The 14,828-nt window shown below is 71.5% G+C and carries 7 protein-coding genes; all 7 read left to right on the forward strand.

Features of this window, described 5'->3' with window-relative positions; genetic code table 11:
- The first annotated feature begins 329 nt into the window (after nt 1-329).
- The 7 genes from ACIN94_RS05475 to ACIN94_RS05505 all read left to right on the forward strand — a co-directional run bounded on the left by ACIN94_RS05475 (nt 330) and on the right by ACIN94_RS05505 (nt 14,506).
- On the forward strand, nt 330-7,880 hold the full coding sequence (locus ACIN94_RS05475) for an SDR family NAD(P)-dependent oxidoreductase (RefSeq protein ID WP_400700083.1): 7,551 nt from the start codon (nt 330-332) through the stop codon (nt 7,878-7,880).
- Between the two features lie 123 nt (nt 7,881-8,003).
- Nucleotides 8,004-9,023, forward strand: a complete 1,020-nt coding sequence (locus ACIN94_RS05480) for a 3-oxoacyl-ACP synthase III family protein (RefSeq protein ID WP_400700085.1) — start codon at nt 8,004-8,006, stop codon at nt 9,021-9,023.
- 4 nt (nt 9,024-9,027) lie between these two features.
- Nucleotides 9,028-10,728 carry a fatty acid CoA ligase family protein gene (locus ACIN94_RS05485; protein ID WP_400700087.1) on the forward strand — a complete coding sequence of 567 codons (1,701 nt, stop codon included), beginning with the start codon at nt 9,028-9,030 and terminating at the stop codon, nt 10,726-10,728.
- A complete protein-coding gene (locus ACIN94_RS05490; protein WP_400700089.1) occupies nt 10,725-11,717 on the forward strand; it encodes an NAD-dependent epimerase/dehydratase family protein in 993 nt (330 codons plus the stop codon). The genes ACIN94_RS05485 and ACIN94_RS05490 overlap by 4 nt, the downstream gene beginning before the upstream one ends.
- Nucleotides 11,714-12,646 carry an alpha/beta fold hydrolase gene (locus ACIN94_RS05495; protein WP_400700091.1) on the forward strand — a complete coding sequence of 311 codons (933 nt, stop codon included), beginning with the start codon at nt 11,714-11,716 and terminating at the stop codon, nt 12,644-12,646. The genes ACIN94_RS05490 and ACIN94_RS05495 overlap by 4 nt, the downstream gene beginning before the upstream one ends.
- A gap of 27 nt (nt 12,647-12,673) precedes the next feature.
- Nucleotides 12,674-13,291, forward strand: a complete 618-nt coding sequence (locus ACIN94_RS05500) for a DUF6230 family protein (protein WP_400700093.1) — start codon at nt 12,674-12,676, stop codon at nt 13,289-13,291.
- Nucleotides 13,292-13,294: 3 nt separating this feature from the next.
- Nucleotides 13,295-14,506, forward strand: coding sequence for a DUF6114 domain-containing protein (locus ACIN94_RS05505; RefSeq protein ID WP_400700095.1), 1,212 nt, complete (start codon nt 13,295-13,297; stop codon nt 14,504-14,506).
- Nucleotides 14,507-14,828 lie beyond the last annotated feature (322 nt).

Genomic DNA, 14,828 nt, shown 5'->3' on the forward strand with positions numbered 1-14,828 from the left:
CTCTCGTCATGTGAGGCCGCATCCAGCCTCCCCGGTTGGCCATCCTCTGCACAGAAGCAGGCCGATGAGCTGAAGGGCATGCTGAGCGGCTGGAATTGCGCTGGTGGAGCCGGTGTGCCAGGCGGTCCTCGCAGGTTTCCCCCATTACCTCGCATAACATCCTTCTCTTGGATAAATACATAGAGTGCCTATTTATATACGAGGAGTTGTGATGACATAGTGGCCGACCCGCCTAGCCCTGCGCCAGGCGCGCTAGGTGGACCCTGGCCGAGACAGCAAGCCGACCAGCGAAGTGCCCAGTCGTGGTGGACCTGAGCAGGAAGGGCGACATGAGCGCGGACGACCCGATGGTAGAGCAGGCATGGCCGGAGCACGCGGCGGCGGTGGTGGGCGTGGGATGCCGCCTGCCCGGTGGGATCGTGAACCTGGACGGGCTGTGGCAGGCGTTGAGGCAGGGCGCCGATCTGGTCGGCCAGATCCCGCCGAGCAGGTTCGAGGCCGATCGGTTCGTCGACGACACCATGCCGAGGCTGAACAGGAGTTACACCCGGGCCGGAGGCTTCCTCGACGAGGACCTCACCGCCTTCGACGCCGCCTACTTCGGCATCTCCCCCAAAGAGGCCGCTTCGATGGACCCGCAGCAGCGGTTACTCCTGGAGATGGCGGTCGAGGCCCTGGACGACGCGGGCATCGATCCGGCGGTGCTGGCAGGCACGGACACCGGAGTGTTCATCGGCATCTCAGATCCCGCCTACGGCACGATGCAGGCATTGGAGCCGGGTGCCATGGGCCCGTACTCGATGTCGGGGGCAACCCTGTCCATCGCGGCCAACCGGCTGTCGCACTTCTTCGACCTGCGCGGGCCGAGCATGAGCATCGACACCGCGTGTTCCTCGTCGTTGACGGCCGTGGAGCGGGCCTGGCGGTCCCTTGCGGAGGGATCCAGCCGGGTGGCGCTGGCCGGCGGGGTCAACCTGCTGCTCAGCCCGGGCCCCTTCATCGGTTTCAGCCAGGCGTCGATGTTGTCGCCGACCGGCCGGTGCCGGGCGTTCTCCGCCGACGCCGACGGGTTCGTACGCGCGGAGGGCGGCGGTGTGGTGGTGCTCAAGCGCCTGGCCGACGCGATCGCCGACGGGGACCGTATCCACGGCGTCATCGTCGGCGCCGCCGCCAACAACGACGGCCACACGATGGGGCTGGCGTTGCCGAACGCCGAAGCGCAGGAAGCCCTGTTACGGCAGGTGTACACCACGGCGGGCATCAGCCCCGACGAGATCGTGTACGTGGAGGCGCACGGCACCGGCACCCAGGCCGGTGATCCGGCCGAATGCCAGGCGCTGGGGCGGGCGCTGGGCAGCCAGCGCACGCGCGGAGTCCTGCCCATCGGCTCGGTGAAATCCAACCTGGGGCACCTGGAGCCCGCCTCCGGCATGCCGGGGCTGTTCAAGGCCCTGCTGATACTCCGGCACCGGATGATCCCGCCCTCGTTGCACGCCGCCACGCTCAACCCCCGTATCGACTTCGACGCCCTGGGGCTGAGCGTCACCGTCGAGCCGCGACCGCTGGACGAAGCAGGCGAGCGGCCCGTGGCCGGAGTCAACTCCTTCGGGTTCGGGGGCGCCAACGCCCATGTGGCGCTGGCCGCACCGCCCGCCCCCAGGGCGGCCGGGAACGGACCGACGGCACCCCCCGCAGGAGCGCTGCCCGTCGTCGTGTCCGCGCGCAGCCGGTCCGCGCTGCGGGAAGCCGTGGAACGGACCGCCGCGCACCTGACGTCACTCGATGAACGGGATTTCTACCACGTGGCCTACACCGCGACCCGGCGGCGCGGCGGCCACCGGCATCGCGCCGTGGTGCTGGCCGATACCGCCGCCGCGGCGGCGCGGGGGCTGGCGAGCCTGGCGGACGCCCCGGAGTCGACCGGCCCCGCCGGTGAGTCCGGTGCGGGCAGGCGGCTCGGAGCTGGGGACACGGCGGTGGCGGAATCGGAGACGGTGGAGCACGGGCGGGTGGCGTTCGTGTTCTCTGGCAACGGTTCGCAGTGGGCCGGGATGGGCGCCGATCTGCTGTCCGACGAGACCTTCCGCTCGGCCGTGGAAGCGGTCGACGCCGAACTGTCCGATCGGCTCGGCTGGTCGGTGCTCAAGGAACTGTCCCTGCCTGCCGACCAGTCACGGCTGTCGGCGACCGAAGTGGCGCAGCCGTTGCTGTTCGCCGTCCAGGTCGGCCTGGTGGAGATGCTCAAGGCGGCGGGCGTACGGCCAGGAGCGGTGCTCGGCCACAGCGTGGGCGAGGTCGCCGCCGCCTACACCGCCGGCGCCCTGTCACTGGCCCAGGCGGCGCAGGTGATCTCCGAGCGCGGCATGGCGCAGTCGGTCACCCGGGGGCAGGGCCGGATGGCCGCGCTCGGGCTGCCCGAGACCGCGGCCAGGCAGATCCTGGCCGGCTACCCGCAACTGGAGGTCGCGGCGGTCAACTCCGACCGCGACGTCACGATCGCCGGACCGGACGGATCGCTGAAGTCACTGGGTGAGGACCTCTCCTCGCGCGAGATCTTCTTCCGAGAGCTGGACCTGGACTACGCCTTCCACAGCGGCGCCATGGATCCGGTGCGGCAGCCCCTGGCCGAGGGACTCGCCGGGCTGCGGCCCTGCCCGGCGCGTATCCCCCTGGTGTCCACGGTGACAGGCGACCTGGTCCGGGGGCCGGAGCTGGACGCGGCGTACTGGTGGCGGAACGTCCGAGAGCGGGTGCGGTTCGCCGCGGCGGTCGAGCGGGTGCTCGGCGACGGCTTCGACGTGCTGCTGGAGATCGGCCCGCATCCGGTGCTGCGCTCGTACCTGCGCCGCATAAGCGGCACCGCGCGGGTACGCGCGGCCGTCGTGACCACCTTGCGCCGGGACGAGCCAGGCCCGGCGCGCGTCCGCTGCGCGGTCGCCGAACTCGTCGCGGCCGGTGCGCGGCTCGACTGGGATCGGTACTTCCCCCGCCCCGGCGCGGTGCGGTCGCTGCCGGCCTACCCCTGGCAGCGCGAACGGCACTGGATCGGAGGCCCGCACACCTGGGTGCAGACCAACATCGACACGACGATCCAGCATCCGCTGCTGGGACAGCGGATGCCGGTGCTGGACCCCACCTGGCAGGGGGAGATCGACCGGGTACGGGTGCCCTGGGTGGCCGACCACCGGGCCGGCGGCGCCGCCGTCATGCCGGCCACCGGATACGTAGAGATGGCCATCGCCGCAGCCCGGCTGGCCATGCCGGACGCCGCCGAGGCGGTGGAGGTGGACAGGGTCGACATCAGCCGGGCCATGGTGGTGCCGTCACAGGCCGCCGCCGATCCGGTATACGCGCAGACGTCGCTCTGCGCCGAGACCGGGGTGGTCACCGTGGCCAGTGCCGGCCGGCAGGCGGAGCAGCCCCGCGAGCACTTCCGGGCCCGGGTACGGCCGCTGCTGCGCCAGATCCCGCCGCCGCTGGACGTGGCCGCGCTGCGCGCTCGCATCGGCGCGCGCGTGGACGTGCCCGGCTACTACGCGCGGGCCGCCGAAGGACACATGGTGTGGGGGCCGGAGTTCCAGGTCCTGACCGAGCTGTGGATGGGCGAGCGGGAGGTGCTGGGCGCCTACTCGTGCCCGGAGCAGGGGCAGGGGCGCTACCAGATGCATCCGGTGGTGCTGGACAGCGCGCTGCAGGCCGGCGTGCTGTGGCTGGTGGAGTCGCTGCGATCGGGCCGCGGCTACATGCCCGCTGCGATCGGCTCCGTCCGCCTGTGGGGAACGCCCGCAGCACAGGGACTGGTGCACGTACGGGAACGTTCCAGCAGTGCCGAGGAGGTCTGCTGGGACATCGTGGTCGCAGACAACGACGGCCGGATCGCCGCCGAAGTGGAGGGCTGCCGGCTACGCCGGATGCCCGGCGTCCACATCACCCCGGTCACCCGTTACGAGATGGCGCTACGGGCCGCGCCCCGGGCCGGCACGCCCGCCGAGCCGTGGCCGGCCCCCCGCCCCGGGCAGATCCTGTCCGGCGCGGCCGAGCAGATCGACCGGCTGCGCTCGGCGTGGCACGAGCTGGACTACCCGCGGTACGCGGCACGGCTCGAAGAGGTTTTCGCCCGCACGCTGGCCGGCGCGCTCGGCGAGCTGACCGCCGAGCGGTCGATCGGCATCGAGGAACTGATCGAGGCGTGCCCAGGGGCGCACCACCGGCGGATGCTCCATGCGGCCCTGCCGCTGCTGGAACAGCACGGACTGCTGGAGCGGCCGGTCGAGGGCGGCCCTCGCCTGATGTTGATGGGTGCGGACCCGCGCGAGCTGCACCGGGACCTCCTCACCCGGGGAGCCGCCTTCGCCGCCCAGAGCGCCCTGTCCGTACGGGCCGGCCGGTGTCTGCCCGAACTGCTCGCAGGCCGGCGTGCCAGCTCCGACGTCCTGGGCTCCGGCGGCGGTCATGAGCTGATGGAGCAGTTCCACGACGTCGGGCCGGTCAACCTGTTCACCAACCGGATCGCCCGGGCGCTCGTCGAGCAGATCGTCCGGCGATGGCCGGCCGACCGGCCGCTGCGTGTCCTGGAAGCCGGTGCGGGGACGGGCGGCACCACCGCCATGCTGCTGCCCGTCCTGCCCGCCGACCGCACCCGCTACCTGGTCACCGACCTCGACGAGGCGGCGTTGACCCGGCTGCGGCAGCGCTTCGCCGGCTTCGACTTCGTCGATTACGCCGTCCTCGACCTGGACGCCGACCCGGTCGAGCAGGGACTGACCGCGGGCGGATTCGATCTCGTGGTCGCGGCGAACAGCCTGCACCTGGCCCGTGACCTGCCCGCCGTGCTGCACCACCTGTCCACCCTCCTGGTTCCCGGCGGCCAGTTGCTCATCGCCGAACCGCACCGGGTGGGGACCCTGCTGCCGTTCCTCGGCATGCAGGAGGAGTTCTGGGACTTCACCGACCAGCACCTGCGCCCGCGCTCGCCGCTGCTGTCCCGGGAAAGATGGCCGGAGGTGCTGGCGGAGGCCGGCTACACCGAGGTCGTCCAGACCGGCGACGACGACGAACTCGCGGCCGGCGACTTCTCGGTGATGCTGGCCACCGCCGGGGGCGCTCCGGCCCCCGCGCACCCCGTACCGGACGCCGCCGGCACGTGGATCCTCGCCGGTGAGGACGGCACCGACGCTCTGACCGCCGAGCTGCAGGCTCTGCTGCGAACCCGTGGCGGCGACGTGCTCCACTCGCCGCTCAGCGACGATCCCGACCACTGGACTGCTCACTTCCCACCCACCGCCCAGACGGTCACCATCGCGGTCATCCTGGGCGGAGCGGACGACACGGATCCGAAGGCGACCGTCGAGCAGATCACCCGGCGGGCCGCGGCGCTGCGGGCCATCGCGCTGGCCTGCGAGCAACTGCCCAAGCACGTCGCGACCACGGTGTGGCTGGTGGCCCGCCCCTGCGCCGCGCTGCCAGAACCCCGCCTCACCGACGTCCGGCTCCACCCCGAGGACGCGGCGACCTGGGGGACGATGCGCTCGCTGAGCAACGAGCAGCCGCGGCTGGCGATACGCCGGCTCTGCCTGCACCCCACCGGTGACGCCGCACAGGACGCCGGCCGCCTGGCGGCAGAACTGCTCGCCCCGGGTGAGGAGGACGAGATCCTGCTCACCCGCCGAGGACGTTTCGTGCCGCGGCTGCTGGAGTCAGGCGAGCACGCCCGCAGCCTGCCCGTCGGCTCGGGCAGCGCCTACCGGCTCAAGGTGTGCGATCCCGGGCTGTCGTACACGCTGGCCTGGGAGGAGATCCCGATGCCGCAGCCCGGGCCTGAAGAGGTCGTGGTCGAGGTACGGGCGATCGGGCTGAACTACCGCGACGTGATGCGCGCGGTGAACCTGCTGCCCACTGAGGCCGTCGAAGCGGTCTTCGGCGGGCACGAACTGGGCCTGGAATGCGCCGGGATCGTCACCGCCGTCGGTGCCGCCGTCACCGGGACGCAGCCCGGTGACCGGGTCATGGCCGCGGGACCCGTCGGATTCGCCAGTCACGCGAGGGTCAAGGCGTGGGCGGCCGTCACCCTCCCCGAGGGGATGACCTTCACCGAAGCCGCCACCATGCCGATGGCGTTCTCCACCGCGCACCATTCGCTGGGGTACTGCGCACGTGTCAAGGCGGGTGAGACGATCCTGGTCCACGGCGGCGCCGGTGGGGTCGGCCTGGCCGCGCTGCAGTACGCCCGGTACCACGGAGCCCACGTGATCGCGACCGCCGGCACCGCCGCCAAACGCGACCTGCTACTCGCGATGGGAGCCGACCACGTCCTGGACTCGCGCAGCCTGCATTTCGCCGAGCAGGTCAAGGAACTGACCGGGGGCCAGGGAGTGGACATCGTGCTCAACTCGCTGGCCGGTGAGGCCATCACCCGGGGCGTGGAATGTCTGCGGCACGGCGGCCGGTTCATCGAGCTCGGCAAACGGGACATCTACCAGAACAGGTCCCTGCTGCTGCGCCCGTTCTCCGACAACATCGCGTTCTACGGCGTGGACGTGGGCACTCTCATGTGGAAGGCGCCCGAGCTGATGGCGGACAGCACGTCGCAGGCCGCGCCCCTCTACCGCTCCCGGCGGTTCCGGCCGCTGCCGCACACGGTGTATCCGGCCGCCCGCGTCGCCGACGCCTTCGCCATGATGCGCCATTCCCGGCACATCGGAAAAGTCGTGGTGTCCTTCGACCCGCGCGACGAACCGGTCACCGTCCAGCCCCAGCAGATGGCGCCGCGCCTGGAACCGGAGGGGACCTACCTGGTCACGGGCGGCCTGGGCGGGTTCGGCGTGGCGACGGCTCGCCGCCTCGCCCGGCGGGGTGCCCGCCACCTGGCCCTGGTCGGCCGCCGGGGCGCCGAGGCGCCCGAAGCTCCCGCTCTGCTGGAGGAACTGGAGAGATCGGGGGTGGAGGTCCGCGCGTACGCGGCCGACGTGGCCGACCGCGACGCCATGCGGCGGATTCTGCACGACCTGGACGCCGGCGGCCACCCGCTGCGCGGCGTCGTACACGCGGCCATGCACCTCGACGACGGCCTGCTCGCCGACCTCGGCGACGACCGGATCCGAGCCGTCCTGCACCCCAAGGTCGCCGGCGCGATGGTGCTGGACGAACTGACCCGGGATCGCCCCCTCGACCTGTTCGTCATGTACTCCTCCCTCACCACCATAGGCAACATCGGTCAGACGTCGTACGTCGCCGCGAACCTGTTCCTGGAGGCGCTGGCCCGGCAGCGGAGCCGGCAGGGCCTGCCCGGACTGACGGCCTGCCTGGGCGCGCTCGCGGAAACCGGGGTGCTGACCCGAGGCAGGCAGGGAGAGGCACTGGCCAAGGCCGGGATCCCGCCGATGCCTCCCGCCCGGGCGCTGGACGCCGTGGAGGCCATGCTCGGCGAGCACGCCGACGTCGCCATGGTGGGCCGCTGCGACTGGGGCCGGTTGCGGCAGGTCCTGCCCAGCCTGCAGCGTCCGTGGCTGTCCCTGGTGCTGCCGCCCGGCACGGAGCAGCAGGGGCCCGACCTGCTGTCGCTGCTGGCGGAGATGAGCTACGAGCAGGAGTACGCGTACATCACCGAGCAGATCACCCGGTTGTTGTCCACCGTCCTGCTCATCCCGGCCGACCAGATCGCCGACGACCGGCGGCTGGACGAGTACGGACTGGACTCCCTGATGGCCACCGGACTGCTGACCTCCATCCGCAGCCAGTTCGGCATCGACATCCCGCCCATGGAGCTGATGCGCGGCGGCGGCACCGTCACCGACATCGCTCACAGCATGCTCATCCGCCTCGGGCTGCGCGGCGAACAGCAGCCCGCCGGTGCGAGCCCCCGTACCGGAGAGCCGACCTGAACCAGCGACGATGCGGCCCGCGCCCGCGGCACCGTCCGCGGTCACGGGCCCCTTCCGTCCCCCCTCCCGACCGCCGACCGTCCAGGCCCGGCGCAGAAGACCGGCACAGAAGAGAGGTCTGCATTGACCCAGCTGCACACCCGGATGGCCGGGGTGGCCGCCCACCTGCCAGAGACCACACTGAGCACGGCTGAGCTGGAAGACCGGCTCGCCGACCGCAACCCCACCCTGGACCTGCCCCGAGGGCTGATCCACGACCACAGCGGAGTCCGGCGCCGGCACATCGCCCTCCCCCACGAGAAACCGTCCGACCTGGCGGCGCACGCCGCCCGCCGGGTCCTGGAGGACAACGACCTACAGGCCGCCGACCTCGATCTGCTCATCTACGCAGGAGTGTCGTCCGACGCCGTGGAGCCGGCCACCGGACACGTCGTCGCCGCCAAGATCGGGGCCTGCTGCCCGGTGTTCGACGTACGCAACGCCTGCAACAGCGTGCTGAACGCCATCCAGGTGGCCGACGCGCTGATCTCCGGCGGACGTCATCGGCGGGTCCTCATCTGCTGCGGAGAATTGCCCACCGCCGGCACACCGTGGACCCTGGCCAGCGCCGAGGAGTACATCACCGTCGCCGCGTCCTACACCGTCTCCGACGTCGGCGCCGCGTTGCTGCTGGAGGCCGGCACCGAACCGGGGGTGCTCGCCCACCGGTTCTCCGCGTACTCCGCCGGATGGCAGGCGGCGGTCTCCGCGGTGGACAACCTCACCACCGACCCGTGGGCGGGCCGGCCCACCATCGGGCCGCTCATCGTCGACTCCGCCCAGTTGGTGCGCGGCATCGAGAACATCGACTACGCCGTCTTCCACAAACCCCTCGCCGATCTCGGGCTGACCTGGGACGACTTCGCGGCCATCTGCGTGCACCAGGCATCGCTGGCGACGCTGTGGTGGTTCTGCGACCAGGTGCGCATACCGCAGGGCAAGGTCGTCGTCACCATCGCCCAGCACGGCAACCTCGTCGCGGCAACGCTGCTCGTGCAACTGGCGCGGGTGGTCGGCTCGGGACGGGTACGGCGCGGCGACCTGGTCGCCCTGGTCGGCCTGGCCAGCGGGGCCAGTGCCGGAATCGTCGTCGTGCGGTGGTGATCCGGTGACCACACAGGCGACCCCTCCGAGCGACTCCGGCCCGGCCGAGCCGGCCAGCGAGCTGATCGTCCGCGCCGAGCGCTGGTTTCGCGAGCAGCCCGACGTGATCGCCTGCCAGGTCGGTGGCCGCACCCCGGCGGCCACCACCTACGGGCAGATGTCGCGGTCGGTGGACCGTACCGTTGCGGCCCTCGCCAGGGCCGGGATCCGCCCGGGCATGCGTACCGGCCTGCTGGTACCGCCGGGTCCGGAACTGGGCGCGCTGGCCGTCGCCCTGGTACGGCTCCGCGCGGTACCGGTGCTGGTCGATCCCGGGCTGCCGCTCGACGCGATCAAGCGCTGTCTGCGCCAGGCGGGGCCCGAGGCGTTCATCGCGATTCCCGCCGTGCAGCTGGCCAGGAGGCTGCTGGGCTGGAGCCCTGACGTCCGCGTGTCCATCACGGTCCCCTCGCGGCGACCCCGCAGCTCGACATGGCCGTCAGGCGGGCCTGGACGCGGACTTCGGCCCGGCGAGCCGGGACGCAGCCTTAGGCCCGGCGAGCCGGGGCGGTGGCCCCCCGCCGGCCCCGACGACCTGGCGCTGATCGCCTACACCTCCGGATCCACCGGCCCGCCCAAGGGCGTGCCGCTGCGTCACCGGCACCTGGCCGCGCAGCTCAACCTGCTGGGCGCGCTGGGCACGGTGGAACCGGGAACGCCGGTGTTGTCGACGTTCGCGCCGTTCGCCCTGGGAGCGGCGGCGTTCGGGGCGACCGTGGTGATCCCGGACATGGACCCGCGGCATCCGGTGCGGGCCGACCCGGCCGCCCTGGTCGCCGACATCCAGCGGTATCGCGTGGCCGGGATGTTCGCCGCTCCCGCGCTGCTGGACCGGCTCGCGCGTCACTGCGCCGCCCATGATCTGGTACTGGACACGCTTGGCGACGTGGTGTCCGCCGGGGCGCCGCTGCCGATGCCGGTGATGGACCGCCTGCGCGGCTGCCTGCGCGACGACGCGCGGGTGCTGTCGGTGTACGGCGCCACCGAATGCATGCCGGTGGCCGCGATCGAGAGCCGCCTGCTCGCCGAGCACGCCGCAGCCACCGCCGCCGGGGCGGGCACCTGCCTGGGTCCTCCACTCCCGGGCACCGAGGTACGCGTCATCGCCGTCAGCGATGACCCCATCGAACGGTGGAGTGAGGATCTGGTCGTGCCGCCCGGCACCATTGGGGAGATCACCGTGGCCGCCCCTACCGTCAGCGACCCCTACCTGGACGATCCGGAGGCTACCGCGCTGGCCCGGATCGGCGATGGGGACCGCATCTGGCACCGGATGGGTGACGTCGGCCGGTTCGACGAGCAGGGAAGGCTCTGGTTCGCCGGACGCAAATCAGAACGGGTCCGCACTGTCGGCGGCGACCTGTACACCGACCAGGTCGAACCCGTCTTCGCCGCCGTGCCGGGGGTCCGCCGCACCGCACTGGTCGGCGCCGGTCCCGCCGGCGCCCAGCGTGCGGTCCTGGTCGTGGAGTGCGAATCGGGATCCCGGGACAACGCTCGCGTGAAGGCCGACATCCTGGACGTGGCGGCCCGCCATCCGCACACCGCCGAGCTTCGGGAGGTGCTGTTCCACCCCGGGTTCCCGGTCGACGCCCGGCACAACAGCAAGATCCGCCGGCACGAGCTCGCCTTGTGGGCCTCGCGACGCGTCCGGGCGGGCCGATGATGAGGGTCCTGGTGACCGGGGGCGGCGGCTTCCTGGGAGAGGCCGTCTGCCGGCGGCTGGCCGCCCGCGGTGACACCGTGCACGCTCTTCAGCGTCACCACAGCCCCGCGCTGGCGGCTCTCGGGGTCACCCAGCACCTGGCCGACGTCCGCGACCGCGCGGCGGTGCTGGCCGCCGTCGCCGCATGCGAGGCGGTCGTGCACTGCGCCGCGAAGGCCGGCGTACATGGACGGGACCGGGACTACGAGGAGATCAACGTGTCAGGAACGCGGAACGTGCTGGACGCCTGCGCGCGCCACGGGGCACGCCTGGTCCACACGTCCTCACCGAGTGTCGTCCACGACGGGCGGGACCTGGAGGGAGTGGACGAGTCCGTGCCCTACGCCCGCCGTTTTCCCGCCGCCTATCCGCGGACCAAGGCCGAAGCCGAACGGCTCGTCCTCGCCGGTGCCGCGGCCGGGCGGGTGACGGCGGTCGCGTTGCGTCCGCATCTCATCTGGGGGCCAGGAGATCCGCACTTCCTGCCCAGGCTGGTGGCACACCGCCGCCTGCTGTGGCTGCTGGGCGAGACCGACAAGACCATCGACACCGTCTACATCGACAACGCCGCCGACGCCCACCTGCTCGCTCTCGACCGGTTACGTCCCGGCTCACCGCAGGCCGGCCGGGCCTACTTCATCACCCAGGGCCAGCCCTGCGGTTTCGGGGAATGGCTCAACCTGCTGCTGCGCGCCGCCGGGCTGCCTCCGGTGACACGCCGGGCACCGGTCGGACCGGTCCTGCGGGCGGCCCGGCTGCTGGAGCAGGGGCGCCGGCTACCGTGGACGCGGCACCTGCCACCGCTGATGTTCCTGGTGGAGCAAGCCTCGACGGCGCACTGGTTCGACATCTCCGCGGCCCGTCGCGATCTCGGCTACCAGCCCCAGGTGAGCATGGCGGAAGGACTGGCCCGGCTCACCGCCCACCTGTCCGCGGAGAACACCCGGTGACCGAATTCCCGGACTACCCGTTCACCTCCCGGTGGTTCGCCCACCCGCGTCGTGACGGCCTGCGCCAGCACTACCTGGACGAAGGGGCGGGACAGCCGGTGCTGTTCCTGCACGGGAACCCTTCCTGGAGTTACCTGTGGCGGCGGCCGATCCTCGCGCTGCGCGAGGAGTTCCGTTGCATCGCCCCCGACCACATCGGCATGGGCCTGTCGGACAAGCCGGGAGCCGACCGTTACCCCTACGACCTGGCCGCCCGCGTGGACGACCTGGACGCCTTGATCGAACACCTCATCACCGGCGGCGGTGCCCCCGAACACGGGTGGACACTCGTACTGCACGACTGGGGCGGGCCGATCGGCATGGCTTGGGCCTGCCGCCACCCCGGCCGGGTCGCCCGACTGGTCCTGCTGAACACCGCGGCCTTTCCCAACCCGCACGGCGAACACGTACGTCCTCTGCTGCGGCTGCCGTTCCGGGTGTTGCGCGACACCCGGCTGGGAACCCGCCTGTTCCTGCGCCACAACCTCTTCGCCCGCGGCGCCACCTGGCGTCCGCTGGGAGTCCGGCGCCGGATGCCCGCTCCGGTGCGCTCGGCGTTCCTGGCCCCCTACGACCGGCCCGAGCACCGCGTGGCCATCCAACGCTTCGTCCAGGATATTCCGTTGCGCCCCGGCGACCCTTCCTGGCCTGTTCTGCAGGGCACCGGCACGTCGCTGGCGCAGTTCGCCGACCGGCCCATGCTGATCGCCTGGGGACTGAGCGACCCGGTCTTCGACCGCGCCGTGCTGGGCGAATGGCGACGGCGTTTTCCCGCCGCCCGGACTCGCCTGTATCACGGCGCAGGCCACTACCTGCTGGAAGACGCCCACGCCGACCTCGTCCCCACTATCCGCTCGTTCCTGCGCACCCCGCCTCGTACCGATGGCTGACACGAGGTTCGTCAATGAAGGAGTTCCATGTCAGACGAGAAGACGGCCGCACCCGTGTCCGGCCGCACGGGCTGGAGGAGATTCGTACTCGCCCTCCTGCCGGCGGCTCTGGCGGCCGTGCTCCTGGTGGGCATGACCGGGCAAGGCGGCATCGCCGCCTCCTTTGCGGTCTCCGGACACCGCTTCAAGGTCTCCGCGGACTCGCTGCAAGGCAAGGGCTTCGCCCAGTACGGCGATGTCGCCGCCACCACCGACGGTGAGCGGCACCCGGTCGCGATGTCCGTGATCGACGACGCGACGCTCACCAACCTGTGCCAGTCGGTGGTCATGGACACGCCGGTCGGCGAGGTCACCCTCGTGGTCAGGGCCGGCCAGGGCGCGCAACCGGTCAAGGTGCGGAGCCTGGTGATCGATCTGACCCAGCTCACCGGCGATGCCGAGTTCACGAACATGCAGATCGGGCGTGACGCCGGCACCTTGGAGAACTCCACCGGTGAAACCGGCCGGTCCGGCGGCTTCGGCCAGCAGGCCGACACCGTGCGGATCACGCGTCTGGAGCAGACGGCCTACGCGGTCAACGCCGGCACGTTCACCCTCACCGGGCTCAAGATGAGTCTCCGGCGCGGCAAGCACGAGTGCTTCTAGCCCATGGCCGAGCACGGAAACCACGGACGTCGGCGGTCCCTCGCGCGCGGCTTCCTGCGGTGGCGCCGCAGCCGTCCTTTCTGGGGTGGTCTGTGGGTGATCCTCGGTGGGACCGTCCTGCTGCTGGCGCCGCTCGCATCGCTCCCTCTCATCGTCCAGCAGGGTGTCGCGGGAATCTCCGGTTCGCTGATCGGCCTGCTGCTGGTGGCCGTCGGCGTACTGGGCTGGCTGCAGCCGAAGCAACGGGTGTTCTTGGGCGTCGTGGCCATGCTGCTGTCGCTGGCATCCTTCGTCACCTCCAACTTCGGCGGTTTCGGCCTGGGCATGATCCTCGGCATCGTCGGCGGCGCACTGCTGTTCGCCTGGCTGCCCGGCGAGGTCTTGCGCACAGATCTCCGGCGTCAGGAGCGGGACCGGGCCGCTGGCGCCGGTCGGGACCGCGACGACGGCCTGGCCGCAGGAACAGGGCGGTTGCTGGCCTTCACTGCGTTGCCGCTGGCGGTCGTCGTGGCCGTGTACGGCGGCTCCGTACCCGCCGATCGGCTCTGGAGCCGGCTCGGCGCCGACGACGAGCCCTCCCGTAACGAACGAGGAGCACCCGATGACTCTCGCCCACACGCGATCAGCGACCCTCGCCAGCCCGATCCCCGACCGTCGTCCGCGTACCCACCCGGCCGCAGCGAGCGTGCTGACGCCGCCGTGACGATCACCAGTGCGCAGGACTTCCTCCGCGCCGTGCGCGATCACCGGACCGCCGGAGCGCGCGAACGAGCGCCTGTGATCCGTACCCAGGACGACGGCGACCTACGGCTCATCGCCGGCACCGCGCAGTCCGGGCTCAGCGCCGGCACGTTCACCATGAGCGGGGCCCGCTTCGGCGGCGTAGTCGACCGCCCCACCGCGAACGGCTCCCGGCGTTACCTGAAACTGCTCATGGACGAGGTCCGGATCAGCAAGGGCAAGCACCGCTTCCGCCACCCCGGGGGAACCACCTGGCAGGACCTGCCGAGCATGACCATGTCAGGGGACGTGATCTTGTACGTGACCAGAATGCAAGCACGGATCCTCGGCATCAAGCTCACCTTCACCCCCGCTCTCCCCCCGCCCCTGCTACCGCCTCGCCTGACAGTGACCGACCTGGACGTCTCCGACCCGCTCGTCCAGGCCAAGCGGGTGGGCATCAAAGACTTCGGCCAGCGATCGCCGGAAAACTGAGCTGTTGATCGGCCGGGAAACCGCACCCGCCAGCCGATGGAGGTCAGGTGCGGTGAAGAGCGCTAACTCAAGTAGGCCCATGATGGATGAGGTGCTCCCCGCGCACGCGGGGATGGCCCCGTGCGGTCAGCTCGTTCGCTGGATGGTCATCTTCTCGTCGGGCAGGCGTAGCCATGCCGGCCGGACGCCTTGGGTGGCACCAACGTCAAGCTAAGTGACCCGTCTGAGTGGGCCGCCTGCCAGACGGGTCTGGTTTCCACAGAGGAGTAACCACCCAGGTTTCGCCTGTACGGCTCGCGCCCGATTCCTGAGCGTGAGTCGT

Source organism: Streptosporangium sp. NPDC087985 (assembly GCF_044741965.1).
GTDB lineage: Bacteria > Actinomycetota > Actinomycetes > Streptosporangiales > Streptosporangiaceae > Streptosporangium.